This is a genomic window from Ruegeria pomeroyi DSS-3 (assembly GCF_000011965.2).
In the GTDB taxonomy this organism is placed as follows: domain Bacteria; phylum Pseudomonadota; class Alphaproteobacteria; order Rhodobacterales; family Rhodobacteraceae; genus Ruegeria_B; species Ruegeria_B pomeroyi.
The window spans coordinates 140,451-167,135 of record NC_003911.12; the positions used below are offsets into that span (position 1 = coordinate 140,451).

Consider the following 26,685-nt stretch of genomic DNA (forward strand, 5'->3'; position numbering starts at 1 on the left):
GTCCCCAACGCTCAGTGGCGTCAGCATCCGGCAGATCGGTGAAAAAGAGCTTAAGCTCGCCGGGCCTGAATCCTTGCAATGGGTCAGGTGCCCATGCGACCCTTGACCCAAACAGGAGGTCGGCATGCGACGTTTTGGATTTCTTGCAATTCTTTCTCTTCAGTTGGCTTTTTTCGGGGTGTCGGGCCTCTCGGCACAAGAGGCCGCGCCCGGTTTTCGCTATCTCGCCACCCGCGACATGGATTTTTATGGCGAGGATCTGGACGCGCTGTTCGATACCGATCTGCAATCCTGCATCCGGGCCTGCTCGGCAAACAACGCTTGTAACGCTTTCACCTTCAACGCGCGCTCGAACGCCTGTTTCCCCAAACGCGGCGTCAGCGAGCAGACGCCTTATCAGGGGGCGCTGTCGGCGGTGAAACTGCCCAGCCCGGCGGCGGTGCGTGACCGGGCGCGTCAACAAGCGGCGCGGCTGGCTTTCCTCCCGGACCGCGACCTGACCCGCGCTGTCGCGCAGGCGCGCGATCTGGGACTGCGCTATGCCGCCGGCGGGATGGAGTTGGATCAGGTCATCGCTGCGATGCGCAACGCGGGCGAGGGGGCGCAGGCCGCCGGATGGGCCGGGCTGGCGGTGTCGCTGTCGGATCGTGCCGATCTGTGGGCCGAATACGCCCGCCTGCTGCTGAGTGTTCGCAGCGATGACAGCAGCATTAAACGCGACCATGCGCGCCGGGCGGTTTCGGCTGCGATCAACGCCTATTTGCGGGCGGATCGTCCCGGCGCCGAAGTTTCGGCGCTGGCCCTGCTGGCGCAGGCACTGGAACGGGACGGGCGCGGCCGTGACATGGTGCCGGTGCTGCGGCTGGCCAGTGACATCCAGCCGCGCGAGGACGTGCTGGCGGCGCTGGATAGGGCAATTGGCAAATACGGGTTCCGCGTGGTCGAGACCACGGTCGAAAGCGACAGCGCCCAGCCGCGCATCTGCGCCCAGTTCTCGGACCCGTTGGCGCGCAGCGGTGTCGATTACGAGCCCTTCGTTCACTCGCCCGAGGGGGATCTGGTCGTGCAGGCCGATGGCAACCAGCTGTGTCTTGACGGTGTCGAACATGGCAAACGCTATCGCATCACCCTGCGTGCGGGGCTGCCGGCTGGATCCGGTGAGGCGCTCTGGAAGGACGTGACGCTGACCCATTACGTGCGAGACCGCAGCCCGGCGGTGCGTTTCCCGGGTCGGTCCTATGTGCTGCCGAAATCGGCGGATGCGGCGATACCGGTCGAGACGGTGAACGCCACCACGCTTGATCTGATCTTGCGGCGGGTCAGCGACCGCAACCTGCTGCGCGCGGTGCAGGAGGGGTATTTCGCGCGCCCGCTGTCCTATTGGGAAGACGAGCATTTCGCTTCCGATATCGCGCAAGAGGTCTGGACCGGCAGTGCCGAAGTGGCCAGCACGCTCAACCGCGACATGACCACCCGCTTGCCATTGGCAGAGGCGATCTCGGGCCAGGCGGCCGGTATCTATACGCTGACGGCGCGGGTGCCGGGGGCTGACCCCTATGACAATCCCGGTGCCACCCAATGGTTCGTGCTGTCCGATCTGGGCCTGTCCTCGATCTCAGGCAATGACGGGCTGCATGTTTCTGTGCGCGGTCTTTCCGACGCGGCGCCCCGCGCAGCGGTTGACCTGACGCTGATCTCGCGTGCCAATGCGGTGCTGGGCCGGGTCCAGACCGATGCACAGGGGCTGGCGCGGTTCGAACCGGGGCTGACGCGGGGCACGGGCGCGGCGGCGCCAGCGTTGATCCTGGCAACGGCGGGCGACACCGATCTGGGGTTCCTGTCGCTGATCGACCCGGCCTTTGACCTGTCCGACCGGGGCGTCGAGGGGCGCAAGCCCGCGGGCCCCGTCGATGTGTTCCTGACCACCGACCGGGGCGCCTATCGTGCGGGCGAGACCATTCATGCCACAGCCCTCAGCCGCGATGGCACCGCGCGCGCCATCGACGGCCTGCCACTGACCGCGATCCTGACCCGGCCCGACGGGGTGGAATATGGCCGCAAGGTCTCGGATGGTGGCGTTGCAGGGGGGCATGTCTTTGCGCTGACCACCGGTGCCAGCGCCCCGCGCGGCACTTGGCGGTTGGATATCAAGGCCGATCCCGACGGGCCAGCGCTGGCCAGCCAGACCCTGCTGGTCGAGGATTTCCTGCCCGAGCGGATCGATTTTGACCTGGCGCTGCCCGATGCGCCGATCCTGCCCGGCGACAGCCCGCCGCTGAGCATCGAGGCGCGCTATCTGTTCGGGGCGCCGGGCGCCGATCTGAGCATCGAGGGACAGGTGCAATTGCGCGCCGCCGACCAGATCGCGGGCTGGCCCGGATACCGGTTTGGCCGCCATGACGCCGGGCTTCAGACCCGCACCAGCCATTTCGGCGATGCCCGCACCGATGCGGCGGGCAATGCCCGGCTGGCGGTCGAGATCCCGCAGATCGACGCCGAGGGCAAACCGCTCGAGGCAGTGGTGACGGCGCGGCTGGCCGATGGCGCCGCCCGCCCGGTCGAACGCCGGATCTCGGTGCCGGTCTCGCCGGCCACCCCCGTTATCGGCATCAAGCCGCTGTTCGAGGATGTGGTGAGCGAGGGTACCGAGGCTGGATTCCAGGTGATCGGCCTGACCCCGGACCTGACGCCCCAGCCCATGCGGATCAAATGGACGCTGAACCGGGTCGAGACGCGGTATCAGTGGTACCAGCTTTACGGCAACTGGAACTGGGAGCCGGTGACCCGCCGCACCCGCATCGCTACCGGCGAGGCCGATCTGGGCAGCGATCCGCTGTCCCTGTCGCAGCCGGTGGAATGGGGTGAATACGAACTCCTCGTCGAGCGGCTGGATGGGGCCTATGTCGCCTCCTCTGCCGATTTCTATGCCGGCTGGTATCAGGCCGCCGATGCGGCGGCGACGCCCGATCGGCTGGAGCTTTCGCTGGACAAGGACAGCTATCGCCCGGGCGACACCGCGCGGCTGCGGATCGTGCCGCGCATGGCGGGCACCGCGCTGGTCACGGTGCTGTCGGACCGGGTGATCGCGCGGCAGGCGGTCGAGGTGGCAGCGGGCGAAAGCGTGATCCCACTTACGGTGACCGAGGATTGGGGCACCGGCGCCTATGTCACCGCAACGGTGATCCGGCCGATGGACGTGGCCGCCGGGCAGAACCCGGCGCGTGCACTGGGTCTGGCCCATGCAACGATAGAACCGGTGGGCAAGGCGCTGACGGTTGCGATCGACGCGCCCGAGGTGGCCAAACCGCGCGCCACCCAGCCCGTGCGCCTGACGGTTGCGGGCGCGCAGGCGGGTGACGAGGTCTGGCTGACGCTGGCGGCAGTCGATCTGGGCATCCTGAACCTCACCGGCTTCCAGAGTCCCGATCCGCAGGGTCACTATTTTGGCCAGCGGCGGCTGGGGGTCGAGATGCGCGATGTCTATGGCCGGTTGATCGACGGCATGAACGGCGCCATGGGGATCGTGCGCTCGGGCGGGGATGCCGATAATGGCCTGCGGATGCAATCGCCGCCGCCGACCCAGGACCTGATGGCGGTGTTCAGTGGCCCGGTGCAGGTGGGTGCCGATGGCGGCGTTTCGGTCGATGTGCCCTTGCCCGCCTTCAACGGCACTGTGCGTCTGATGGCGGTGGCCTGGTCAGACCAAGCGGTCGGACAGGCCGAGCGGGACATGATCGTGCGCGATCCGGTGGTGGTGACGGCGACGGTGCCGCGCTTCCTTGCGCCCGGCGACAGCAGCCGGTTGCGGCTGGAGGTGGTGCATGCCGATGGCCCGCCGGGCGAGATGGCGCTGAAACTGGCCAGTGCCCCGGGCCTGCAATTGGGCGCCGCGCCCGACCGGTTCACCTTGACCGAGGGTGGCAAGGCCGTGTTCGAGGTGCCGGTCACCGCCACCGCGCTGGGCGATCCAGTGTTGACGGTCGAATTGGAGACGCCGGGCGGGCAAGAGCTGCGCCAGGTGCTAAGGCTGCCGGTGCGCGCCAATGATCCGGTGGTGGCCCAGACCCGGCGCTTTGCGTTGGGGGCAGGCGACAGTTTCCTGTTCTCGCGCGATGTCTTCACCGGGCTCAGGCCCGGATCGGCCCGCGCCATCCTGTCGGCCGGGCCGCTGGCGCGGTTTGATGCGCCGGGCCTGTTGGGGGTGCTCGACCGGTATCCCTATGGCTGCACCGAACAGGTGACCTCGCAGGCGATGCCGCTGCTTTACCTTGGTGCGGTGGCACAGGCGGCGGGGCTGGGCACCGGGCCGCAGGTGGCCGAGCGGATCGACGCCGCGATCCGGCGCATCCTGACCCGGCAAAGCGCCAATGGCGCCTTTGGCCTGTGGCGTGCCGAGAGCGGTGATTTCTGGCTCGACGCCTATGCCTCGGACTTTCTCAGCCGGGCCCGGGCCGAAGGCTATGCCCTACCGGACCGCGCCTTTGCCATGGCGATGGACAACCTGCGCAATCGGTTGAACTATGCCCCCGATTTCGACGAAGGGGGCGAGGATATCGCTTATGCCCTGATGGTGCTGGCGCGCGAGGGCGCGGCGGCGATGGGCGATCTGCGCTATTACGCCGACGTCAAGGCGGATGCCTTTACCACGCCGCTGGGCGCGGCACAGCTGGGGTCGGCGCTGGCCATGTATGGCGACCAGACGCGGGCCGACGCGATGTTTGCCCGCGCCGCGCGCATGGTCGCGGGGCAGCGGCCTGAGGCACCCGTCTGGCGGGCCGATTACGGTACCAGCCTGCGCGATGCGGCGGGCCTGTTGACGCTGGCCGCCGAGGCGGGCAGTGCGGTGATCGACCGGGATTCCCTGATCAGCCGCATCAGCCAGCCTGCGGGTGAGATGTCGACCCAGGAAGCGGCCTGGAGCCTGCTTGCGGCGCAGGCCCTGGTGAAACAGCCCGAACAATCGGGCCTGCGGGTGAATGGCGCGGCGGTGGATGGGCCCTTTGTGCAGGTGCTTGCAGGGACCAGCGACGAGGTGCTCAACATCACCGCCGTCGATGGTGGCGCCACCGATATCACCCTGACCATGCTGGGTGTACCCGAGGTTCCGCTGCCCGCCGGTGGTACCGGCTACACCATCACCCGCGCCCGCTACACGATGGACGGGGCGCCCATCCAGCGCGACGCTTTCGCCATTGGCGAACGGTTCGTGACGGTGCTGACCGTGACCCCGTTCGAGGCCTCGGGCGGGCGGCTGATGGTGAACGATCCGCTGCCCGCAGGGTTCGAGATCGATAACCCCTCGCTGTTGCGTTCGGGCGATGTGCGGGCGCTGGACTGGCTGTCGCTGGACGAGGCCAGCCATACCGAGTTCCGCAGCGACCGCTTCCTGGCGGCGGTCGATCTGTACGGCACCCGGCCCGTCACGCTGGCCTATGTCACCCGCGCGGTGAGCCCGGGCGCGTTCCACCACCCGGCGGCCTCGGTCGAGGACATGTACCGCCCCCGCTATCGTGCCCGCACCGACACGGGCCGCATCCGTGTCGGGCAATGAGCGGGCGCGAGGCGGTGGCCACCGCCCATTGGCGGCGGCTGGATGGCGAAGGCTCCGACCGCTGCACCCTTTCGCGGGTGGCGCAGGGCTGGATCATGGTGGGCCACGCCCATTGGCGCGACGAGGGCTGTGATACCACGCTCAGCTATGACATCCGCTGCGCACCCGACTGGCGCAGCCTGTCGGCGGATGTGGCCGGAGAGCGTGGTGGTCGCCCCCTGTCGATGCGGATCGAGGCGACGCCGATGGGCTGGCGGATGGACGACGTGCTGCAACCGGGCACCGAGGATTGCAGCGATCTGGACCTCAGCTTTACCCCGGCGACCAACCTGATGCCGATACGGCGGCTGGGGGCCTTTGCGGGCGACGAGTTGCGCGTTGCCGCCGCCTGGCTTATGCCCGACCTGGATTGCGTGGCGCGGCTGGATCAGATCTATACCCGGTTGCCGGATGGTCGGGTGCATTATGCCTCGGCCGGGTTTGCGGCGGATCTCGACCTGCATGGCAGCGGTTTTACCACCCTTTATCCCGGGCTCTGGCAGGGTTGGGTCGATGATGCCTAGGCCTGCGCGCTGGCTGATGGTGCTGGCGCTGGTCCTGTGGGCGGGCGCGGCGCTGCGTGATGGGGCAAATCGCTGGATCGACGCCACCCAACTGCCGCCGGTCCTGACTGAAACGGGCGTCGAGATACGCGACCGCAACGGCGCCCTGCTGCGGGCCTATCAGGTCGGGGACGGCATCTGGCGGCTGGCGCCGGGTGCGGTGGATTCAGGCTTTACCCGCATGCTGATCCGTTACGAGGACAAGCGCTTTGCCGATCATGCCGGGGTCGATCCGCTGGCGATGCTGCGCGCCGCCGGGCAAGCGCTGTGGTATCGCCGCCCCGTCTCGGGCGGGTCGACCCTGACGATGCAGGTGGCGCGGCTGATCGAGGATGGTCCTACCGGGCGCTGGGCGGGCAAGCTGCGCCAGATCCGGGTGGCGCTGGCGTTGGAGAGGCGGCTGGACAAGCAGCGGATCCTGGCGCTCTACCTGACGCATGCGCCCTATGGCGGCAATCTCGAAGGCGTTCGCGCCGCCGCGCTGGCCTGGTTCGGCAAGGAGCCGCATCGCCTGACCCCGGCGCAATCGGCGCTGTTGGTAGCACTGCCGCAGGCGCCCGAGGCGCGCCGCCCCGACCGCCACCCGCGCGCGGCGCGGGCGGCTCGCGACCGGGTGTTGCATCGGATGTTGGCGCAGGGCGTGCTGAGCGGCGAGGCGATGCAGGCTGCGCTGGGCGAAGCAATTCCACAGGCACAGCGCCCCTTCCCGCTGTTGGCGCCGCATCTGGCCGACCGCCTGCGCGCGGCCGATCCGGCGGCGCGGCGTCACGACGTCACGCTGGATGCCGGTTTGCAATCTCGGTTCGAAGATTTGCTGGCCAAGGCGGCGCTGGAGGCCGGAGGGCGCCTGTCGGCGGCGCTGATGGTGGTCGATCACCGCAGCGGAGAGATCTTCGCCTCGGTCGGCTCGGCGGGCTACAGCGCCGAGCGGCAGGGTTTCGTTGACATGACCCGCGCATTGCGCTCGCCCGGCTCGACCCTGAAACCTTTTGTCTATGGTCTGGCCTTCGATCAGGGGCTGGCGCATCCCGATACCCTGATCCTGGACAGTCCGGTGATGTTCGGCCGCTATGCGCCGCGCAATTTCGACGGCGAATTCCGCGGAGAGTTGCGGGTGCGTGAGGCGTTGCAGCTGTCGCTGAACATCCCGGTGGTGCGGCTGACCGACGATCTGGGTCCCGTGCGGCTGATGGCGGCGCTGCGGCGGGGCGGTGCCACGCCGCGCCTGCCCGGCGGCACGCCGGGTCTGGCGATTGCGCTGGGCGGGGTCGGTCTGACGTTGCAGGATCTGGTCCAACTCTATGCCGGTTTGGCGCAGGGCGGGCAGGGGCCGCTGCTGCGCCATGCTCTGGGTGAGGCAGCCCAACCGGCGGGGCGGCTGTTTTCCCCGTCTGCTGCGTGGCAGGTGGGCGATATCCTTGCGGGACTGGCGCCACCACCCGGGGCGCGGCGTGGTGTGCTGGCCTATAAGACCGGCACCTCATATGGCCATCGCGATGCCTGGGCGGTGGGGTTCGACGGCGCCCATGTGATCGGCGTCTGGCTGGGCCGGGCCGATGGCACTCCGGTGCCGGGCGCCTTTGGCGGCGATCTGGCCGCGCCGGTCCTGTTCGAGGCGTTCGGGCGGCTGAAACCCGCCTTTGACCCGCTGCCGCCGCCACCGCCCGACACGCTGATCCTGCCCACGGCAGAATTGCCGCTGCCGCTGCAACGCTATCGTCCGAGGGGCGCGGTATTCGAGGTCGAGCCGGATGCGCCTCAGCTGCTGTTTCCGCCCGATGGTGCGGTGCTGACCACCGACGGCGGGCCGGTCACGGTCAAGCTGCGCGGCGGTCAGGCACCCTTTACCCTGTTGGCCAATGGCAGGCCGCTGGCCACAGGCATCTTTGTGCGCGAATTCGACGTCCCCTCGCCCGGCAGCGGGTTTGCCACGCTGATCGTACTGGATGCGCGGGGCCGGGCCAGCCGGGCAGAGCTGCGGCTGGAGTGAGGGCTGTTAGCGACGCCCTTCGCGCAGCCAGCCGGCTATGACAAAGCCCGAGGCCAGCAACAGCACCAGCCAGGCCGGGGCCAGCGGAGTCTGCCGCACGTCGCGGGTTTCATAGGCGCCGCGCGGGGTCAGGCCCAGCCAGCCGCGCCCGGCGGCGGGCCGCCCCTCGCGCACGTTGCGGATGGTGGGCAAGCCGTCCTCCAGCCGGAAGATACCACTCTTGAGCGGGGTGATCAGCGGCTCCATCAGGGCGGCGGTGGCGATGGTCGCCTCGAACTCGCGCGGGGCCGCCGGACCCAGGCCGATGACCGCGCTCTGATCGCCTTCGCGCAGCCGGTAAAGGCCGATCTCAGGTCCCTGATACAGCGCCTCGAACCGGCCCGGAGACACCTCCTCCATCGGCAGCACATCCTCACCGCCATCGGGGCGGGTGATCGTGACCGAGCCGACCGAAGTGTCCAGCGTCCGCCGGATGATCCGCATGGTCTGGCCCTGCGCCTCGGCCCAGAGCGCGTCTTCCTCCAGTTCGGGTTCCTTCATCATCCAATGCGCCAGGCGGCGCAGCAGCTCCAGCTGCGGGCCGCCGCCCTCGTAACCACGCCCCCAGAGCCAGGCGTGATCGGTGGCCAGCAGCGCCACCCGCCCCTCGCCCACCCGGTCGAGCACCAGCAGCGGCCGGCCCTCGACCCCGCTCATCAGCACATGGCCTGAATCCTGCGTGACCTCGATCTGACGCAGCCAGCGGCCCCATTCCCCGGCGCTGTCCAGTTGGGCGGTGACCGGGTGGCGGGCGCCCTCTTCGGTGACTTGTGCGCGATAGGCCTCTTCGATCACCCGGGCGGTGGGGCGCGCGGGCAGGACCGGCGACAAGGGCGTGCGGTAGATGCTGTCGGCGGTGGCGAAATCCGGCCCCGCCGCCACCAGAACGGCGCCGCCCCGGTTCACGTAATTGGCGACATTGTCCAGATAGATCGCCGGCAGGATGCCGCGCCGCTTGTAGCGGTCAAAGATGATCAGGTCGAAATCGTCGATCTTTTCCAGAAACAGCTCGCGGGTGGGAAAGGCGATCAGGCTCAGTTCATCCACTGGCACGCCGTCCTGTTTCTCGGGCGGGCGCAGGATGGTGAAATGTACCAGATCGACCGAACTGTCCGATTTGAGCAGGTTACGCCAGGTGCGTCCGCCCGGATGCGGCTGACCCGAAACCAGCAGCACCCGCAGACGGTCGCGCACGCCGTTCATCTGGATCAGCGCGGTGTTGTTGCGGTCGGTCAGCTCGCCCTCGGCCACGGGGACCGAGAACTGCACCACGTTGCGCCCGCCATGGGGCAGGGTGACCGGCAGTTCCAGGTCTTGGCCGACCGGCAGGGTCAGCCGCTCGGGCGGGCCGCCATCGACCGAGATCTGCAACTCGGCCAGCGCCCCCTGCCCGGCGGGCACCGCGCCGGAATCCTCGATCCTGAGGCTCAGGGTCACCGGCTCGCCGATGATGGCAAAGGCGGGGGCGTTGCGCACGATCAGGCGGCGGTCCCAGTCGGTCGCCCGGCCCGAAAGCAGCAGATGCATCGGCGCCGGCAGGGCGGGCGCGCGGTCCAGATCGTGCACCTGACCGTCCGACAGGGCGAGGATACCCGCGATCCGGGCGCGCGGCTCTTCGTTCAGCGCCTCGTTCAGCGCCGCCATCAGCTGGGTGCCGGTATCGCCCTCGCCATCGCCGACAATGATGCGGCGCAGCTCGGTATTGGGGCGGCTCTCGATGCTGGCGGCCAGTTGGTCGGCGGCGCTTGTGGTCTGGTCCGGTCGGTCGGACAGGCCCTGGCTGGCGCTCTGATCTTCGACCATCAGCACGATGTCGGAAAGGGGCGCGCGGTCTTCGACCTGCCAGACCGGACCGGCGAGCGCGGCCAGCAGCACCAGCGCCGCCAGCCCGCGCAGGGCCCAGCCCGACAGACCCCGCCACAGCGCCAATGCGATACCGGCCAGCGACAGGGCGGCCAGCGCGATCAGCAGCGGCAGCGGAACAAGCGGATCGAGCAGGAGGTCTCCGGTCATTGTCCCAACCTGTCAAGCAGCGCAGGCACATGGACCTGATCGGATTTGTAATTGCCGGTCAGCACATGCATGACCAGATTGACGCCAAAGCGATAGGCAAGCTCGCGTTGCCGCTCGCCACCATACCCGCGCCCCACCGGCAGCATGGCGCGGCCATTGTCATCGACCGCCCAGGCGGCGGCCCAATCGTTGCCGCCGATCACCACCGGAGTGACCCCGTCATTGAGATTACGAAAGGGCATGCCCTCGATCTGTTCGGCATCGAGCGGGGCGGCCTCGACCCAGATATCGGCGCTGGCGTGACGGCCAGGGAAATCCTGAAGCAGGTAGAATGTGCGGGTCAGCACATGATCGCCCGGCACCGGCTCCAGCGGTGGAATGTCCAAAGGCGCCGCCAGTTGTTGCAGCTTGCGCCCGTTCGGGCTGCTGGCGCCAAAGCGGGCGATATCGGCGTCGCGGGTGTCGAACAGGATCATGCCGCCCAGCCGCAGATAGGTGTTGAGCCGGGCATAGGCCGCATCCGAAGGCTGCGGCTGATCGGGGGTGACCGGCCAATAGAGCAGCGGGAAAAAGGCCAGCTCGTCGCGTTCGAGATCGACGCTGAACGGCGCTGCGGGTTCGACCGAGGTGCGAAAGAACAACGTGTCCGACAGGCCGCGCAGCCCGGCCAGCGCCAGGTCGTCCACAGCGCGATTGCCGGTCAGCACATGTGCGAGCACCATCTCGCGGGTGGCGTCGCGGGCGAACATGTCGGCCTCGGTCAGTTGCGCCTCGGCCACGGGGGCGTGCAGCAGCAGGGCCAGCAGGGCTGCGGCGCGGCCAAGCGGGCCGAGGCGGCCCGATAGGGCCAAGGAGGCCGCCACATCCAGCGCCAGCAACACCAGCGCCAACGACAGTAGCCAGCCGCCCAGCGGTTGCTCGGCCGCGATGCTCAGACCCAGCACCGGAACCGATGCGGGCCACGTCGCCGGGGTCAGCACGCTGTCGGCGCCCAAGACGTTGCGCGCCAGCCGGCGAGAGTCATTGGCATAGACACCCGGGCGCATCTCGGGCCCGATCGGTGCCGTGGCCAGGGCGGTGCCGTCGATGCCGGGCAGGTTGCCGGCATCGTCCAACTGCCCGAACCCGTCCATCACCCGCAGGGGGCTCCATACCGTGCCTTCCATGTTGATGGCATCGGCGCTCTTGGCGGCCGAGGAGACGGCCAGACGATCCAGCATCTCGACATAAAGGCCTGACAGCGGCAGGCTTGACCATTCCGCGTCGGCGGTGACATGGAACAGCACCACCTGTCCCAGCCCCAGTGCCTTGCGGGTGACCAGCGGTGTGCCGTCGCTGAGCGCGGCGATCACCCGATCGGCCAGATCGGGGTCGGGCTGGGCCATGACCTGGGTCGACACGGTGACATCGTCAGGAATCGTGAGCCCGTAAAAGGGCGAGGTATCACCAAAGGGAGCCAGCGTCTTGGCCTCGCCCCAGCTCATGGCGCCGCCGACGGTTCGGCCGCCGCTGCGCAGGCGGACCGGCAGCAGCGGATCGGCATTGTCGCGGCCGATATCGCTGGCCGCCATGCGGGGACCGGCAAAGCGGACCAGAATGCCGCCCTGTTCCACCCATTCGGTTAGCGCGCTTCGTTCCAGCGTGGCCAGTGTCACCACATCGGCCAGCACCACGATATCGGGATTGGCGGGCAGCACATCCAGCAGAGCGCCGTCGATGAAATCGGAATTGGGCGCCAGCACCTGAGTCAGGTAATGCAGCGGCGAGAGCAGCTCCAGCCCCTCGCGATCTTGCCGCCCGGCATAAAGCGCGACCTCGTGCCGGGCCAGGCTGTCATCGGTCAGCGCCACCGCGCCGGCGGCGCGCTGTCCTTCAAGCTCGAACCGGGTGATGCGCGCCCGCAATTCCGAGGGGAGCGCCAGCGCCAGCTGCGCCTCGGTCTCGCCACTGGCAAAGCGCGCCTCGCTGCGATTGAGTACCCGCACCGTTCCGGCGGGATCGGGGCCCAGCGCCAACACCGGCTGGATGCGCTCCTCGCCCGCCTCGGCCCGCAGCAGCGTCAGCTGCACCGCGCCATCGGCGAAACTGGCCGGGCGCAGACCCAGTACCGGGTTAGGCGATTGATAGACGGTGACCGCGCCGCGCGCGCCCAGCGTGTCGAGCAGTTCGGCCCGCCCCGCGTAGTCCAACCCGTCGCTGAGCCAGAGCGTGTCGAACCCGCCCGTCTGTGCCGCGATCGCCTGTGTGGCGGCGGCCAGTTCCGCCGCGCCCGGTTGCCAGGGCATCGGCGACAGGCCGGGCAGCCGGCTGCGCCAGGCGGCGGCGGATTGAAACACCAGATCCTCAGGCGCGCCCAGCCGCAGCACCGCAACCGGGCGGCTGGCCCGGCCCGCTTCGGTCAGCCGCGCCTCGAGCAGGTCGATCTGTTGCGTCCAGCGCGCCGCCCCGGCCCAGCTGGCCTCCATCACCATCAGCAGGGGCTGGTCGCCCTCGGCCTGTTGCCGGGGATTGAGGACCGGTCCGGCCAGGCCAAGGATCACCGCCGCCACCGCCAGGACCCGCAGCAAGAGCAGCCACCAGGGGGTTCTGTCAGACACGCTTTCGTCGTCTCGCAGGCCCAGAAGCAGGCTGACCGCCGGGAACAGCCGACGGATCGGCGCCGGTGGCACCGCGCGCAGGATCAGCCAGAGGATCGGCAATGCCACCAGCGCCAGCAGCAGCCAGGGCGCGGTAAAGCCGATGCCGCCCAGAACCGTCATCGCACTCTCCCATCCAGGGCGCGCCACAGCCACAACAGTGCCGATTGCGCGCTGTCGCCGGTGTGGTGCAGGCCCAGTTGCCAGCCGGTCGCTCGGGTCAGCGCCATCAACGCGTCGCGGCGCTCGGCCAGCCGAACCAGGTACCGCTCGCGCAGCTCTCCGGCCTTGAGGGTTTCATGGCGCAGCGTGCCGCCGACGCTTTCGAACAGGGTACGCCCGCGATAGGGAAAGCTTTCCTCGGCGGGGTCGAGCACCTGCATCAACACCCCGCGCACCCCCCGGTCGGCGGCCTTGGACAGGGCCAGCTCGACCTCTTTGAGATCACCCAGAAAGTCGGAAACAAACAGGGCGCGGGCGTGCGGGATCATGGCCCGGTGCTCGGGCGGGGCATAGTCGGCCTCGGCATCGCGTGACCAGGCCTCGGCCAGACGGTGCACCTGGGCATTGCCGCGGCGTGGCGGCAGGGTGGTGCCAGTCAGGCCGACCCGCTCGCCGCCCCGGACCAGCAGGATTGCCACCGCCAGCGCCAGCAGGCGGGCGCGGTCGGCCTTGGCCTCCAGCCGCTTGTCCGAACTGAAACGCATCGAGGCGCCCTGATCGACCCAGAGCATCACCGATTGCGCGATCTGCCATTCGCGCTCGCGCACATATTGCAGGTCGCCCCGGGCCGATCGGCGGTGGTCGATCATGCGGCGGCTGTCGCCCGGCTGGGCCGGGCGGTATTGCCAGAAATCATCGCCCAGCCCGGCGCGGCGGCGCCCGTGATCGCCCAACAGCACGGTGCCCGCCAGATACTCGGCCCGCGCCAGCAGCGGCGGCAGCGGGGCGGCGGCGGTCTCGGCGCGATGCCTGAGGGCGGGGGCAGCGCTCACGCGGCGGCCTCGGTCCGGGTCAGGCTGGCGGCGGTCTCGTCGATCAGGCCGGCCAGGGTGTCACCGCGCGCCCGGGCGGCAAAGTTCAGCGCCATCCTATGGCTGAGAACCGGGCGGGCCATGTCCAGAACATCCTCGGGGCTAGGGGCAAGCCGCCCTTGCAGCAGCGCCCGCGCCCGCACCGTCAGCATCAGCGCCTGCGCCGCGCGCGGACCGGGACCCCAGGCCACGGTGTCGCGCACACGGTCGCTGACCCCCGGCTCGTCCGGACGGAAGGCGCGCACCAGATCGAGGATCATCTCGACCACCGACTCGCCGACCGGCATCCGTCGCAGCAGCACCTGTGCGCCCAGCAGATCGGCCTGGCTCATCACCTGATGCGCCTCGGCCTCTTCGACACCGGTGGTGGCAAGCAGAATCTCGCGTTCGGTCGCGCGGTCGGGATAATCGACGTCGATCTGCACCAGGAACCGGTCCAGCTGGGCCTCGGGCAGGGGATAGGTGCCCTCCTGCTCGATCGGGTTCTGGGTCGCCAGCACGTGAAACGGGGTGCCCAGCGGGCGGTTCTCGCCCGCCACGGTGACCGTCTTTTCCTGCATCGCCTGCAATAGCGCCGACTGGGTGCGGGGGCTGGCGCGGTTGATTTCGTCCGCCATCAGAAGCTGGCAGAAGATAGGGCCGGGAATGAAGCGGAACCGGCGGCTGCCATCCTCGGCGGTGTCCAGCACTTCGGAGCCGAGAATATCGGCGGGCATCAGGTCGGGCGTGAACTGGATGCGGTTGCCATGCAGGCCCATGACAGTCGACAATGTTTCGACCAATCGGGTCTTTCCCAGGCCCGGCAGGCCGATCAGCAGAGCATGCCCACCGCACAAAAGCGCGGTCAGGGTCAGGTCCACCACCCGCTCCTGGCCAATGAACCGGCGGGTGATCGAGGCCCGCGCTTCTTGCAGCTTGATGCCAAGCGCGTCGATTTCCCCGATCAGGTCGGCAGGTTCGGACATGGTTTTCCCTCCGCGGCAACTATATGGGTATGAGTGTATCGCGCTGACAGCAAATGGCAAAAACAATGAGCGGACAAAAGCCTGTGAAACCTTCGGCGGACGGCCTTCTTGCCTCGGCCCGGGCGATTAAATCCAAGGGGCCGGCGCCCGTGCATCTGTGGAACCCGCCTTTCAACGGGGATATCGACATGCGCATCGCGCGGGACGGGACGTGGTTCTATCAGGGCACGCCGATCAACCGGCCCGCGATGGTGCGGCTGTTCTCGTCGATCCTGAAACGTGAAGAGGACCGGTTCTATCTGGTCACCCCGGTCGAAAAGGTCGGGATTCGCGTCGATGACGCGCCATTTGTCGCCGTGGATGTCGAGGTTGCGGGCCAGGGGCGCAAGCAGGTGCTGACCTTTACCACCCATGTGGGCGACAGCGCGGTGGCGGGGGAGGGCAATCCGATCCGGATGGCACAGGACCCCGCAACCGGGGAACCCGCGCCCTATGTTCATGTCCGCGCGGGGCTTGAGGCGCTGATCGACCGCAAGAGCTTCTATCGGCTGATGGATCTGGGTGAGATCGAGGACGGCTGGTTCGGCCTGTGGTCTTCGGGCAGCTTCTTTCCCCTGATGACGGTCGAGGAGCTGGAGCGCGGCTGACCCGCGCCTGCGTGGCGCTCAGGCGGTCTTGACGATCAGGAACACCCGCGCCGGTCCGTCGCCGGAGGCAGAGATCTTGTGTGGAATGTCGGCGGCATAGCGCGCGGTATCGCCCGGCCCCAGGTCCTGCGCGGCGGCGCCCGATGTCACACGTACCGCACCGTCAAGCACGGTCAGCTGTTCTCGGGTGCCACGCGCATGGGGTTGGCTGTTCAGCGTGCCGCCCGGTTTGAAGCTGATGTCATAGACCTCGTGCCCACCCGCGTCTTCGGGCGGGGACAGGATGCGGATGCGGCAACCCTGGCCCATATTGTCGATGCTGGGCACCTCGGAGGCGCGCAAGGTGTCGATACGGTCGGCGGCCTCGGCGGCCTCGAGCAGGCCCGCGAAATCGACCTGAAGCGCGCGCGTCAGGTTCCACAGCGTGGCGATGGTTGGGCTGCTTTCACCTCGTTCGATCTGGCTGACCATGGAGCGTGAGACGCCGCTGAGATTGGCCACCGCCTCGAGCGAGAGGCCCTGCGCGCGGCGCGCCTCTTTCAGGCGGGCGGGCAGGCGGTTCAGGATATCGTCGGAGTTTTCCGTCATGACGGAATCTCTGCGCCTGCGGTTGCGGATTGTCAATGCGGTGGTGAGGTCGTAAGGAATGTAATGTTATTACATTACATGATAAACTATGCGCCGAAACACCAACTCTTCACTTCGCCGCCGCCGGGCGGCTCCGATGCACCGCTTCGACAGCTTGCCCCCCGAGCTGCGCTGCTGGTTGCGCAAGGCTGCGCTTTGCTGGTCGGTCCGATCGGCCGAGCGGGTCTGGGCCAAAGCATTGGCCCGTCATGGCGGCGACATCGAAGCTGCCCTGCACCGCCTGGACGAGATCGAGCGGCGCCTGCTGGAAAAGGACGCCCCGCGCCAGTGGGGGCATGGCTATCCTGGTCCGTGAACCGGCCCTGCGGACGCGACAATATGACGACACGTCTCAGGCGACAAACCATGCTGCGGGTGCATAATGGGCGAAACCCTGAGGAGGATGACATGACCGATATCGTGATTCTGGACGGTGCCCGCACCGCCATAGGCACTTTTGGCGGGGCGCTGGCCTCGACCGCGCCCATCGACCTGGCCACCGTGGTGACCGAGGCGGCGCTGGAACGTTCGGGCGTCGAAGGCGGCCAGATCGGCCATGTGGTGTTCGGCCATGTGATCAATACCGAACCCCGCGACATGTATCTGAGCCGCGTTGCCGCCATGCAGGCGGGCATCCCGAACGGCACCCCCGCGATGAACGTGAACCGCCTGTGCGGCTCGGGTGCGCAGGCCATCGTCTCGGCGGTGCAATCGCTGATGCTGGGGGATGCCGAATTCGCGGTGGCCGGTGGTGCCGAAAGCATGTCGCGCAGCCCGTTCATCATGACCCAGGCCCGCTGGGGCGCCAAGATGGGCGATGTCAAATCGCTCGACATGATGCTGGGCGCGTTGAATTGCCCGTTTGGCACCGGGCACATGGGTGTGACCGCCGAAAATGTCGCCGACGAGCACCAGATCAGCCGTGAACAGATGGACCAGTTCGCCATGACCTCGCAGGAACGCGCGGCGGCGGCCATCGCGGCGGGGCACTTCGACGGCCAGATCACGCCCGTACAGGTCAAGGTCAAGCGCGACATGGTCGATTTCAAGGTCGACGAGCACCCCAAGGCAACCTCGGTCGAGGTACTGGCCGGGCTGAAGCCGGTGTTCAAGAAGGATGGCCGGGTGACAGCAGGTAACGCCAGCGGCATCAACGATGGTGCGGCGGCGATGGTGCTGGCCACGGCGGATGCGGCCGAAAAGGCCGGGCTGAAGCCCAAGGCGCGCATTCTGGGTTATGCCCATGCCGGCGTGCGCCCCGAGGTGATGGGGATCGGCCCGGTTCCCGCGGTGCAGAATCTGTTGGCGCGTACCGGGCTGAGCATCGGCGATTTCGACGTGATCGAAAGCAACGAGGCCTTTGCCGCGCAGGCACTGGCGGTGAACAAGGAGCTGGGCCTGGATGCGGCCAAGGTGAATCCCAATGGCGGCGCGATTGCCCTTGGCCACCCGGTCGGCGCAACCGGTGCGATCATCACGCTGAAAACGCTTTATGAACTGGAGCGCACCGGCGGATCCAAGGGTCTGATCACCATGTGCATCGGTGGCGGACAGGGCATCGCCATCGCCATCGAGCTGCTCTGAGCCGAGAGGCTGGGGGCGCTGCCCCCAGACCCCCGGAGTATTTCAGACCAGAAAGAAGCAGGGGCGCGATCAGCCGGTCGCGTCCCTGTTGCGTTTGCGGGCCAGTTTGGCGGCCAGGTTCGGGCCGATGCCGGGGCGGGACCAGGGGCATTCGGCGATGCAGATGGCGCAGCCGTGGGTCTGGTTGAAGAAGGGCAGGCATTTGTCAAAATCGACATACCACTTGCGGGCGCCGCGCACGGTCTGCTTTTGAGCAAACAGCGCCTCGGGCGGGCAGGCGTCCTGACAGATGTGGCAGTTCTGGCAGAAACCGTCGATGCCGTGATCCTGCGCCGGCGTCGGGGCAAAAGGCGCATCGCTCAGCACCGCCGACAGGCGAAACGAGGCACCAAGGTCCGGGTTGATGATGGACCCGTGCTTGCCCAGCTCGCCAAAGCCGCAGGCCAGCGCCGGCGGGATCATCGCCAATGCGCCGGTCATCGGGCCGGTCAAAGGCTCGGCCTGCCAACCCTGCTGGCGCAGCCATCCGGCGATGGTCTTGGCGGCCTGGGCGGCGCGGGTGTATTGGGTCATCACCTCAAGCCCGGCGCTTGGCTTGGGCGCGGTGGCGATGACGTTGTAGTCATGGGCCACGCCGATCATGATGACGCGGGATTGAGGAATCTCGTGGCCTTCGAAGACCCAGTCGGGGTTCATTTCGGCGACCCCGGTCAGATCGCATAAGCCGCTGTCCACGAATTGGGTCAGCGCGGCAGTCCAGTCCGCGGGGTCGCGAATGACGACGGTGTCGGCCAGTAAAGGCAGGGGTGCGTCCAGTACCGCCTGGCGGGCAGCGCGTCTGCTGGCAAAGTCAGGTTCTTTCGCAGATTGCCGGTAGAAATAGCGTTGCAGGGATCCATGCGGGATGTCGTCCGGATCGGGCGCCCAATAGACCATGCGCGGGCGGCGAAACGCTGTTTCGCCCAGCCCGTTGATGTCATTGCCGCTGACCCCGGGCGCAAGGGCTGCCTGTTCGGGATCGGGCACGAAGGGGCGATGTGGATTGGTGCGAGCCATGGGCGCAGCCTAGCACGAAGGCGGCGCCTGTCACCGGTTCAGATGAAAAGGCTCGCCAGCAGAACCACACCGCCACCGATCAGCGCGCCACCCAGGGCGGGCCAGAACGCCGCGCTGCGGCCCGGTTTCTCGACCAGACCCGGTTGCGACTGCGCCACCAGCGCCCGTTCGACCAGATCGGGCAGCCGCGGGCCGAAGCGGGCCACCACCAGCGCCGTCTTGCCCAGATCGGCCAGCACCGCGCGCGGGCCGATGGACTGCTTGATATAATCCTCGACCACCGGGCGGGCGACCTGCCAGATGTTGATATGTGGATCAAGCGAGCGGGCCACGCCCTCGACCACCACCATGGTGCGTTGCAGCAGGATCAGCTCGGTCCGGGTCTCCATGCCAAAGCGTTCGGTGACCTCGAACAGATAGCTCAGCAGCCGGCCCATCGAGATATGGGTCGCATCCATGCCAAAGATCGGCTCACCGACGGCACGCAGGGCGCGGGCAAACTCGTCGACATCCTGGGTGGCGGGCACGTAACCGGCCTCGAAATGTACCTCGGCCACGCGCTTGTAATCGCGGCGGATGAAGCCGAAGAGAATCTCGGCATAGACCCGGCGGGTATATTCGTCGATATGGCCCATGATGCCGAAGTCATAGGCGATGATATCGCCATCGGCGGCGACCTTCAGGTTGCCCTGATGCATGTCGGCATGGAAAAAGCCATCGCGCAGCGCGTGCAGCAGGAACAGGCGCAGCACCCGTTCGCCCAGATCGCGCCGGTTGTGCCCGGCAGCGTCCAGCGCGGCATTGTCGCCCAGCGGCACGCCATCGGCCCAGCCCAGCGTCATTACCCGCCGCGCCGACAGCGACCAGCGCACCGGCGGCAGGCGGAACCCGGCATCCTCCTTGGTATTGTCGGCGAATTCCGAAGCGGCCGCACTTTCCAGCCGCAGGTCAAGCTCGCCGCGCACCACGCCGTCGAAATGCTCGATCACCTCCATCGGACGCAGGCGGCGGGCACCGGGGGCAAACAGGTCGACGATGCGGGCGGCGAAATAGAACGCGTCCACATCCTTGCGAAAGGCACGCTCGATGCCGGGGCGCAGCACCTTGACCGCCACATCTTCGCCGCTGTCGGCCAGACGCGCCCGGTGTACCTGGGCGATCGAGGCGGCGGCGATCGGCTCGCTGAACTCGCTGAACATCTCGGGCAGCGGGCGGCCCAGCTCCTTTTCCACCTCGCGCATGGCAACGGCGCGGGGAAAGGGTGGCAGCTGGTCCTGCAACACGCGCAGCTGGTCGGCCAGATCCTGGCCCACAACGTCGGGCCGGGTCGAAAGCACCTGACCGAACTTGATATAGGCCGGTCCCATCGCCATCAGCGCGCGGGTGGCGGGCGGCAGGCTGGGGTCGCCCTTGAAACCCAGCCACTGGAACGGCTTGCCCAGCGCGCGGGCCAGAATGCGCAGCGGGCGCGGCGCGTCAAACGCATCCAGCACCGCAGCCATGGCGCCGTTGCGCTCCAGCGTGGCGCCCGTGCGGATCAGGCGGATGATATTGTGGGGGCCGCGCATGGATCAGATCTTCCAGCCGGAATGCAGCGCGGCGATGCCCATGCTCAGGTTGCGGTATTTGGCATTGCCAAAGCCCGCCGCCTGGACCATGCCCAGGAACGTTTCCTGATTGGGGAAGTTGCGGATCGATTCCACCAGATACTGATAGCTGGCGCTGTCATTGGCGATCAGCTGGCCCATGCGCGGGATCACGTTGAAACTGTAAAGATCATAGAGCTTTTGCAGCCCGTCATTAGGCAATTGGCTGAACTCGAGCACCATCAGGCGGCCACCGGGGCGCAGCACGCGGTAGGCTTCGTTCAGGGCCTCTTGCGGGCGGGTCACGTTCCGGATGCCGAAAGAGATTGTGTAGACGTCGAACGTGTTATCCTCGAACGGCAGCGCCATGGCGTCGCCCACCACCCAGTCGAGACTGTCGGCCATACGCTCGGCCTCGGCCCGCTTGCGGCCTTCGACCAGCATCGGCTCGGTCAGGTCCAGAACGGTGGCATGGCCATGGCCCGCGCGTTTCAGGAACCGGAACGAGATATCGCCGGTCCCCCCCGCCACATCCAGCAGGCGCTGGCCCGGGCGCGGCGCCAGCCAATCCATCATCGCGTCTTTCCAGACCCGGTGGATGCCCATCGACATCACATCGTTCATGACATCGTATTTCGAGGCGACCGACCCGAACACGCCCTGCACCCGGCCCGCCTTTTCATGCTCGGGCACGGTTTCAAAGCCGAAATGGGTGGTCTTGTCGGATCTGTCGGACATGGGTCTTGCCGTTCCTCGCATTTCGCCCCTGTTATAGGGTGCTGAGACCGGGGCACAATGCGGCCCTTTGGATGAGGAGCGTCTAATGCCTGAATTGCCCGAGGTCGAGACCGTGCGGCGCGGATTGGCCCCCGCGATGGAGGGGGCGGTGATCGCGCGGGCCGAAGTCAATCGGCCCGACCTGCGCTGGCCTTTCCCCGATCGCATGGCCGAGCGGCTGACAGGCCAGCGGGTCGAACGGCTGCGGCGGCGGTCGAAATACATCCTGGCCGATCTGTCGGGGGGCGAGACGCTGTTGATCCATCTGGGCATGTCGGGGCGGATGACCGTGTCGGGTGACCCGCTGGGGCAGTTCGTGCATGACCACCCGGCGGCGCAGAAACATGACCATGTGGTGTTTCACATGGACAACGGCGCCCGCATCACCTTCAACGACCCGCGCCGGTTCGGTGCGATGGACCTGATGGCCACCGCAACCGCGGATGAACACAAGCTGTTGATGGTGCTGGGCCCCGAGCCGCTGGGCAACGATTTTCACGAGGATTACCTGGTTGCCGCCCTCAAGGGCCGCAACACGCCGGTGAAATCTGCGCTGCTGGATCAGGGAATCGTGGCGGGGCTGGGCAATATCTATGTCTGCGAGGCGCTGTTCCGGGCCGGGGTGTCGCCGCGTCGCAAGGCGGGACAGATCGCCGCCGCGCGGGTCTCTGCGCTGGTTCCGATCATTCGCCAGGTCCTGTCCGAGGCGATCGAGGCGGGTGGATCCTCGCTCAAGGATTTCCGCCAAGCCGATGGAGAACTTGGGTATTTTCAGCACAGCTTCGATGTCTACGGGCGCGAGGGGGAACCCTGCCGCCGCGCGGGCTGTGACGGCACGGTGCAGAGAATCACCCAGTCCGGACGCTCATCCTTCTATTGCGCGCAATGCCAAAGATAACTTGAACCAGTTTTCGCCCGTGATAAGGAATCGTCCCGAAACGGAACAACCGAGAGCGAAAGCCCCATGGCCTTTGAGACGATCATCGTCGAAGTTGAAGACCACGTAGCCCTGATCAGGCTGAACCGTCCCGATGCGCTCAATGCGCTCAACACCCAGTTGCTGGGCGAGTTGTGTACCGCGCTGGAAGAGGCCGACGGCAATGACAAGGTGCGCTGCATCGTCATCACCGGCAGCGACAAGGCATTTGCCGCCGGGGCCGATATCCGCGAGATGTCCCAAAAGACCTATGTCGAGGTGTATAGCGAGAACCTGTTCGCGGCCGCCAACGACCGTGTCAGCGCCATCCGCAAGCCGATCATCGCCGCAGTGGCGGGCTATGCGCTGGGCGGTGGCTGTGAACTGGCGATGCTGTGCGATTTCATCATCGCGGCGGACACCGCAAAGTTCGGCCAGCCCGAGATCAACCTGGGCGTGATCGCCGGTATCGGCGGCACCCAGCGTCTGACCCGGCTGGTGGGCAAGTCCAAGTCGATGGACCTGAACCTGACCGGGCGGTTCATGGATGCCGAAGAGGCCGAGCGCGCCGGGCTGGTCAGCCGCGTGGTTCCGGCCAAGAAGCTGGTCGAAGAGGCGCTGAGCGCAGCCCAGAAGATCGCCGAGAAATCGATGATCTCGGCCTATGCGGTCAAGGAGGCGGTCAACCGCTCTTACGAGACCACGCTGAGCGAGGGGCTGCTGTTCGAGCGCCGGGTGTTCCATTCGATGTTCGCCACCGAAGATCAGAAGGAAGGCATGGCCGCTTTCCTCGAGAAGCGGGCGGCACAGTTCCGCGACAAGTGACGTCGCGTCAGGGAATCAGTGCGGCAGGCGGGCCTTGGCCCGCCTGTTTGCGTTTCGGCGGATGGGGGCTTGGCTTTTGCCGCCGATTTCGCTACATGCCGCGGTCATACATGCGCGTGGGGCCCGCTCTGGCTAGAATCACACCGGTGAGACTGATCCGGGAGAGGGGCGTCATTGCGTGACATGAACAGAACCGAACCCGAGTAAAGGTCAGAAAACATGGCAAATTCGCCCCAGGCAGCAAAGCGCGCCCGCCAGAACGAAAAGCGTTTCGCAATCAACAAAGCCCGCCGTTCGCGGATCCGCACCTTCCTGCGCAAAGTCGAAGAGGCCATCGCCTCGGGCGACAAGGACGCGGCAACCGCAGCTCTGCGCGCGGCGCAACCCGAACTGATGCGTGGCGTCAGCAAGGGCGTGTTCCACAAGAACACCGCATCCCGGAAAATGTCCCGCCTGTCGTCGCGCGTCAAAGCGCTGGGCTAAGACGGACCCGAATCCCTAAAAGGGGTTTTGCAAAAAGGCGTTGCGTCTGCAGCGCCTTTTTTCGTGTCTGTTGCAGCAAGGCCCCGGTGCCGCAACCGCGAGAGATTCTTTGCAGGTGAATCCCGAGTCAACATCATAGTTTCGTTGCCGCTCCGCAGACCGACTTGCTACCACTGTTCCAGCGATTCACTCGCTTGGGGGGACAGGCATCCTTCACAGCGGTCCGACGGGCATCGGGCCAAGTGAAAGGAAGGCGAAAGCGGACGTTTTGCCATCGCTTTCGATTTCTGTGGGACCGGGCTGCTCGGGCTTCCACCCTGTCTATTTGAGTGTGTTTTGTTTTTGTAACAGGTTTTCATGTCGTGCCCTGACAGGGCAGGTGTGACCTGTTGCCGAAGCATGACCGTTGTCTGTCTGGCAGCTTGCACCCGTCAGGGGCTGCAAGGTCTGTCATGCACCTTGTGAGTGGATCGAGGCCTGCCACTGGCCAACAAACTGATGGGTAATAAGGCCGAAATCGGCCAGATAACGGGACGCGTGAGGCGCTGGATGACACAAGAAAAATGGGGACTGCTATGTCAGAAATTGCTCAAGACGGTGGGGCAGAACAATTTCACGACCTGGATCGAGCCGCTTGAGTTTCAGGCTCTTGAGAATGGGGTCGCGGTCTTTACGGTTCCGACCAATTTCATGGGGAACTATGTCAGCCAGAACTTCTCGGACCTGATCCTCTATGAATTGAACAATGCCGGAGAGGCGGTTCAGAGACTCGCCTTTCGGGTGGCTGCGAATTCTCCCATGCGGCCAGCCCGCGCGGCCAGACCCGCTGCCGCTGCCGCTGCCGCTGCCGCGGCGGTGGAGGCGCCGCAAGTCTCGGCCCCGCGTGCGACCGATACAAGCGACGTGCTGGACGGCCTCCAGGCGGCGCCGCTGGACCCGCGCTTTACCTTTGACAGTTTTGTCGTGGGCAAACCCAACGAGCTGGCCCATGCCGCTGCGCGTCGGGTGTCCGAGGGAGGGCCGGTCACCTTCAATCCACTGGTCCTTTATGGTGGCGTCGGTCTGGGTAAGACCCACCTGATGCATGCCATCGCCTGGGAATTGAAGGTCAAGCGCCCCGAGCTGAACGTGCTTTACCTGTCGGCGGAACAGTTCATGTACCGGTTCGTGCAGGCGCTGCGCGAGCGCCGGATGATGGATTTCAAGCATCTGTTCCGCTCGGTCGATGTGCTGATGGTGGATGATGTGCAGTTCATCGCCGGCAAGGACAGCACCCAGGAAGAGTTCTTTCACACCTTCAATGCGCTGGTGGACCAGAACAAGCAGATCATCATTTCGGCCGACCGCGCGCCGGGCGAGATCAAGGATCTCGAGGACCGGGTGAAATCGCGCCTGCAATGCGGTCTGGTGGTGGATCTGCATCCCACCGATTACGAACTGCGCCTGGGTATCCTGCAAACCAAGGTGCAGATGTACCGCACCACCTATCCCGATCTGGTCATCGCGGATGGGGTGCTGGAATTCCTGGCGCATCGGATCTCGACCAATGTGCGCGTGCTTGAAGGGGCGCTGACCCGTCTCTTTGCCTTTGCCTCGCTGGTCGGGCGCGAGATCGACATGGAACTGACCCAGGATTGCCTGGCCGATGTCCTGCGCGCCTCGGAGCGCAAGATCACGGTCGAGGAGATCCAGCGCAAGGTTTCGGATTACTACAACATCCGCCTGAGCGATATCATCGGTCCGAAACGTCTGCGTTCCTACGCGCGGCCGCGGCAGGTGGCGATGTATCTGTGCAAGCAGCTGACCAGCCGGTCGCTGCCTGAGATTGGGCGACGGTTCGGCGGGCGTGACCACACCACGGTGATGCATGGGGTCAAGCGGATCGAAGAACTGAAGCTGACTGACGGCCAGATTGCCGAAGATGTCGAAATGCTGCGCCGCGCGCTGGAGGCGTGAGGCCAGGCGGGGTGGCCGGAAGGCCATCCCGCGTTTTTCGGTGCGCTCATCGGCCCTGGCGGGCCTCTTCGCGAGGAAAGCCCGCAGGGCTTGAGGAGCGCGAGCCGACTTCCCGGATTGCAACCATGCCATAATCGCGTCTCATCTGGGGACGCCCCCTTGACGCTGTTGGCGTTAGGCCCGAGAAAACCAAAAAAGCCTTGTGTCGAAGGGGGAACCCGCTAGTTTGCCCTTCCCGGCCCATTCGGAGGATGAAGGGACATGAAGATCAGCATCGAACGCGGCGCCCTGCTCAAGGCTGTTGCGCAAGCGCAATCCGTTGTCGAGCGCCGGAACACGATCCCGATCCTCGCCAATGTGCTGATCGAGGCCGAGGGCGAAGGCGCGCAATTCCGCGCCACCGACCTGGATATCGAAGTGGTCGACAAGGCGCCCGCGATGATCGAGCGGGCAGGTGCCACCACGGTATCGGCCACCACGCTGCACGAGATCGTGCGCAAGCTGCCGGACGGCGCGCTGGTCACCCTGACGGCGGATGCGGCGGCCGGGCGGTTGACGGTCGAGGCCGGGCGCTCGAACTTCTCGCTGGCCACCCTCCCGCGCGAGGATTTTCCGGTCATGGCTTCGTCGGAATATCAGTCGAATTTCACCGCCAATGCCGCGGTTCTGCGGCGTCTGTTCGACAAGTCGAAATTCGCCATCTCGACCGAAGAGACCCGCTATTACCTGAACGGTGTCTACATGCATGTGGCCGATGGCGATGGCGGCAAGGTTCTGCGCTGCGTGGCTACCGATGGTCACCGTCTGGCCCGGATCGACGCGGACCTGCCGGCGGGGGCCACCGATATGCCAGGCGTGATCGTGCCCCGCAAGACCGTGGGTGAGCTGCGCAAGCTGCTAGACGATGACGAGATGGATATCGCGGTGTCAGTGAGCGAGACCAAGGTCCGCTTTGCCACGCCCGATATCACGCTTACCTCAAAGGTAATCGACGGCACCTTCCCCGATTATACCCGCGTGATCCCGCAGGCGAATACACGGCGGCTCGAGGTGGATGCCTCGGAATTCGCCAAGGCGGTGGACCGGGTCGCCACCGTCAGCTCGGAGCGCTCGCGCGCGGTCAAGCTGCAGCTGGACGAGGACAAGCTGGTCCTGTCGGTCAATGCACCCGACAGCGGAGCCGCCGAAGAGGAACTGGCCGTCGCCTATAGCGATGAACGGCTGGAGATCGGGTTCAATGCGAAATATCTGCTGGAGATTGCCAGCCAGGTGGATCGCGAAAACGCGGTGTTCCTGTTCAACTCTTCGGGGGATCCGACCCTGATGCGCGAAGGCAATGATCAGAGCGCGGTCTACGTGGTCATGCCGATGCGCGTCTGATCGCGCTGACGCGCGATG

General features: G+C 66.6%; 19 protein-coding genes. 11 read left to right on the forward strand and 8 right to left on the reverse strand.

The window, feature by feature from the left end; genetic code table 11:
• Positions 1 to 124 precede the first annotated feature (124 nt).
• From SPO_RS00680 to pbpC, 3 genes are read left to right on the forward strand one after another with little or no spacing between them, the layout of a single operon-like run.
• The gene (locus SPO_RS00680; protein WP_011045904.1) at positions 125 to 5,551 is read left to right on the forward strand and encodes an alpha-2-macroglobulin family protein; all 5,427 of its coding nucleotides are present in this window, start codon (positions 125 to 127) and stop codon (positions 5,549 to 5,551) included.
• Entirely contained in the window at positions 5,548 to 6,114 is a 567-nt protein-coding gene (locus SPO_RS00685; RefSeq protein ID WP_011045905.1) for a putative glycolipid-binding domain-containing protein, read from the forward strand. Before SPO_RS00680 ends, SPO_RS00685 begins: the two co-directional genes overlap by 4 nt.
• Positions 6,104 to 8,143 (forward strand): penicillin-binding protein 1C, encoded by a 2,040-nt coding sequence (gene pbpC / locus SPO_RS00690; protein ID WP_011045906.1) that lies wholly within the window; start codon positions 6,104 to 6,106, stop codon positions 8,141 to 8,143. The genes SPO_RS00685 and pbpC overlap by 11 nt, the downstream gene beginning before the upstream one ends.
• A 6-nt stretch (positions 8,144 to 8,149) precedes the next feature.
• Here the strand turns inward: pbpC and SPO_RS00695 are convergent, their stop codons facing one another.
• The 4 genes from SPO_RS00695 to SPO_RS00710 are packed head-to-tail and all read right to left on the reverse strand — an operon-like array spanning position 8,150 to position 14,830.
• Positions 8,150 to 10,195, reverse strand: a complete 2,046-nt coding sequence (locus SPO_RS00695; RefSeq protein WP_011045907.1) for a membrane protein — start codon at positions 10,193 to 10,195, stop codon at positions 8,150 to 8,152.
• Positions 10,192 to 12,954, reverse strand: coding sequence for a DUF4159 domain-containing protein (locus SPO_RS00700; protein WP_011045908.1), 2,763 nt, complete (start codon positions 12,952 to 12,954; stop codon positions 10,192 to 10,194). The genes SPO_RS00695 and SPO_RS00700 overlap by 4 nt, the downstream gene beginning before the upstream one ends.
• On the reverse strand, positions 12,951 to 13,826 hold the full coding sequence (locus SPO_RS00705) for a DUF58 domain-containing protein (RefSeq protein WP_011045909.1): 876 nt from the start codon (positions 13,824 to 13,826) through the stop codon (positions 12,951 to 12,953). The genes SPO_RS00700 and SPO_RS00705 overlap by 4 nt, the downstream gene beginning before the upstream one ends.
• Positions 13,823 to 14,830 (reverse strand): AAA family ATPase, encoded by a 1,008-nt coding sequence (locus tag SPO_RS00710; RefSeq protein WP_011045910.1) that lies wholly within the window; start codon positions 14,828 to 14,830, stop codon positions 13,823 to 13,825. The genes SPO_RS00705 and SPO_RS00710 overlap by 4 nt, the downstream gene beginning before the upstream one ends.
• Before the next feature lie 65 nt (positions 14,831 to 14,895).
• Here SPO_RS00710 and SPO_RS00715 point away from each other — a divergent pair, with 65 nt between their 5' ends.
• The gene (locus SPO_RS00715; RefSeq protein WP_011045911.1) at positions 14,896 to 15,477 is read left to right on the forward strand and encodes a DUF1285 domain-containing protein; all 582 of its coding nucleotides are present in this window, start codon (positions 14,896 to 14,898) and stop codon (positions 15,475 to 15,477) included.
• An 18-nt stretch (positions 15,478 to 15,495) separates the two neighbouring features.
• Here SPO_RS00715 and SPO_RS00720 read toward each other — a convergent pair whose 3' ends face one another.
• Positions 15,496 to 16,065, reverse strand: a complete 570-nt coding sequence (locus SPO_RS00720) for a helix-turn-helix domain-containing protein (protein WP_011045912.1) — start codon at positions 16,063 to 16,065, stop codon at positions 15,496 to 15,498.
• A gap of 136 nt (positions 16,066 to 16,201) precedes the next feature.
• Between SPO_RS00720 and SPO_RS00725 the strand changes: the two genes are divergently transcribed.
• Both SPO_RS00725 and SPO_RS00730 read left to right on the forward strand, forming a co-directional pair.
• Positions 16,202 to 16,420 (forward strand): DUF6525 family protein, encoded by a 219-nt coding sequence (locus SPO_RS00725; RefSeq protein ID WP_230981758.1) that lies wholly within the window; start codon positions 16,202 to 16,204, stop codon positions 16,418 to 16,420.
• Positions 16,421 to 16,512: 92 nt separating this feature from the next.
• Positions 16,513 to 17,688, forward strand: coding sequence for an acetyl-CoA C-acyltransferase family protein (locus tag SPO_RS00730; protein ID WP_011045913.1), 1,176 nt, complete (start codon positions 16,513 to 16,515; stop codon positions 17,686 to 17,688).
• A 69-nt stretch (positions 17,689 to 17,757) separates the two neighbouring features.
• Here the strand turns inward: SPO_RS00730 and SPO_RS00735 are convergent, their stop codons facing one another.
• The 3 genes from SPO_RS00735 to ubiE are packed head-to-tail and all read right to left on the reverse strand — an operon-like array spanning position 17,758 to position 21,068.
• Positions 17,758 to 18,744 (reverse strand): 4Fe-4S dicluster domain-containing protein, encoded by a 987-nt coding sequence (locus SPO_RS00735; protein WP_011045914.1) that lies wholly within the window; start codon positions 18,742 to 18,744, stop codon positions 17,758 to 17,760.
• 38 nt (positions 18,745 to 18,782) lie between these two features.
• Positions 18,783 to 20,312, reverse strand: coding sequence for a 2-polyprenylphenol 6-hydroxylase (ubiB, locus tag SPO_RS00740; protein ID WP_011045915.1), 1,530 nt, complete (start codon positions 20,310 to 20,312; stop codon positions 18,783 to 18,785).
• A gap of 3 nt (positions 20,313 to 20,315) precedes the next feature.
• Positions 20,316 to 21,068 carry a bifunctional demethylmenaquinone methyltransferase/2-methoxy-6-polyprenyl-1,4-benzoquinol methylase UbiE gene (gene ubiE, locus SPO_RS00745; protein WP_044027772.1) on the reverse strand — a complete coding sequence of 251 codons (753 nt, stop codon included), beginning with the start codon at positions 21,066 to 21,068 and terminating at the stop codon, positions 20,316 to 20,318.
• Between the two features lie 85 nt (positions 21,069 to 21,153).
• On the opposite strand from ubiE, the gene mutM reads away from it, so the two are divergent.
• The 5 genes from mutM (at position 21,154) to dnaN (ending at position 26,667) form a co-directional block, all read left to right on the forward strand.
• Complete coding sequence (gene mutM / locus SPO_RS00750) at positions 21,154 to 22,005, forward strand: bifunctional DNA-formamidopyrimidine glycosylase/DNA-(apurinic or apyrimidinic site) lyase (protein WP_011045917.1); 852 nt, start codon at positions 21,154 to 21,156, stop codon at positions 22,003 to 22,005.
• A gap of 66 nt (positions 22,006 to 22,071) precedes the next feature.
• Positions 22,072 to 22,848 carry an enoyl-CoA hydratase gene (locus SPO_RS00755; protein ID WP_011045918.1) on the forward strand — a complete coding sequence of 259 codons (777 nt, stop codon included), beginning with the start codon at positions 22,072 to 22,074 and terminating at the stop codon, positions 22,846 to 22,848.
• 219 nt (positions 22,849 to 23,067) lie between these two features.
• Positions 23,068 to 23,331, forward strand: coding sequence for a 30S ribosomal protein S20 (gene rpsT, locus SPO_RS00760; RefSeq protein ID WP_011045919.1), 264 nt, complete (start codon positions 23,068 to 23,070; stop codon positions 23,329 to 23,331).
• 549 nt (positions 23,332 to 23,880) lie between these two features.
• Positions 23,881 to 25,287 carry a chromosomal replication initiator protein DnaA gene (dnaA, locus tag SPO_RS00765; protein ID WP_011045920.1) on the forward strand — a complete coding sequence of 469 codons (1,407 nt, stop codon included), beginning with the start codon at positions 23,881 to 23,883 and terminating at the stop codon, positions 25,285 to 25,287.
• Positions 25,288 to 25,548: 261 nt separating this feature from the next.
• The gene (gene dnaN / locus SPO_RS00770) at positions 25,549 to 26,667 is read left to right on the forward strand and encodes a DNA polymerase III subunit beta (protein ID WP_011045921.1); all 1,119 of its coding nucleotides are present in this window, start codon (positions 25,549 to 25,551) and stop codon (positions 26,665 to 26,667) included.
• The last annotated feature ends 18 nt before the right edge of the window (positions 26,668 to 26,685 follow it).

Coding starts and splice junctions, on each gene's coding strand:
- SPO_RS00680 (WP_011045904.1), top strand. CDS start 125: ATGCGACGTTTTGGATTTCTTGCAATTCTTTCTCTTCAGTTGGCTTTT.
- SPO_RS00685 (WP_011045905.1), top strand. CDS start 5,548: ATGAGCGGGCGCGAGGCGGTGGCCACCGCCCATTGGCGGCGGCTGGAT.
- pbpC (WP_011045906.1), top strand. CDS start 6,104: ATGATGCCTAGGCCTGCGCGCTGGCTGATGGTGCTGGCGCTGGTCCTG.
- SPO_RS00695 (WP_011045907.1), bottom strand. CDS start 10,195: ATGACCGGAGACCTCCTGCTCGATCCGCTTGTTCCGCTGCCGCTGCTG.
- SPO_RS00700 (WP_011045908.1), bottom strand. CDS start 12,954: ATGACGGTTCTGGGCGGCATCGGCTTTACCGCGCCCTGGCTGCTGCTG.
- SPO_RS00710 (WP_011045910.1), bottom strand. CDS start 14,830: ATGTCCGAACCTGCCGACCTGATCGGGGAAATCGACGCGCTTGGCATC.
- SPO_RS00715 (WP_011045911.1), top strand. CDS start 14,896: ATGAGCGGACAAAAGCCTGTGAAACCTTCGGCGGACGGCCTTCTTGCC.
- SPO_RS00720 (WP_011045912.1), bottom strand. CDS start 16,065: ATGACGGAAAACTCCGACGATATCCTGAACCGCCTGCCCGCCCGCCTG.
- SPO_RS00725 (WP_230981758.1), top strand. CDS start 16,202: ATGCACCGCTTCGACAGCTTGCCCCCCGAGCTGCGCTGCTGGTTGCGC.
- SPO_RS00730 (WP_011045913.1), top strand. CDS start 16,513: ATGACCGATATCGTGATTCTGGACGGTGCCCGCACCGCCATAGGCACT.
- SPO_RS00735 (WP_011045914.1), bottom strand. CDS start 18,744: ATGGCTCGCACCAATCCACATCGCCCCTTCGTGCCCGATCCCGAACAG.
- ubiB (WP_011045915.1), bottom strand. CDS start 20,312: ATGCGCGGCCCCCACAATATCATCCGCCTGATCCGCACGGGCGCCACG.
- ubiE (WP_044027772.1), bottom strand. CDS start 21,068: ATGTCCGACAGATCCGACAAGACCACCCATTTCGGCTTTGAAACCGTG.
- mutM (WP_011045917.1), top strand. CDS start 21,154: ATGCCTGAATTGCCCGAGGTCGAGACCGTGCGGCGCGGATTGGCCCCC.
- SPO_RS00755 (WP_011045918.1), top strand. CDS start 22,072: ATGGCCTTTGAGACGATCATCGTCGAAGTTGAAGACCACGTAGCCCTG.
- rpsT (WP_011045919.1), top strand. CDS start 23,068: ATGGCAAATTCGCCCCAGGCAGCAAAGCGCGCCCGCCAGAACGAAAAG.
- dnaA (WP_011045920.1), top strand. CDS start 23,881: ATGACACAAGAAAAATGGGGACTGCTATGTCAGAAATTGCTCAAGACG.
- dnaN (WP_011045921.1), top strand. CDS start 25,549: ATGAAGATCAGCATCGAACGCGGCGCCCTGCTCAAGGCTGTTGCGCAA.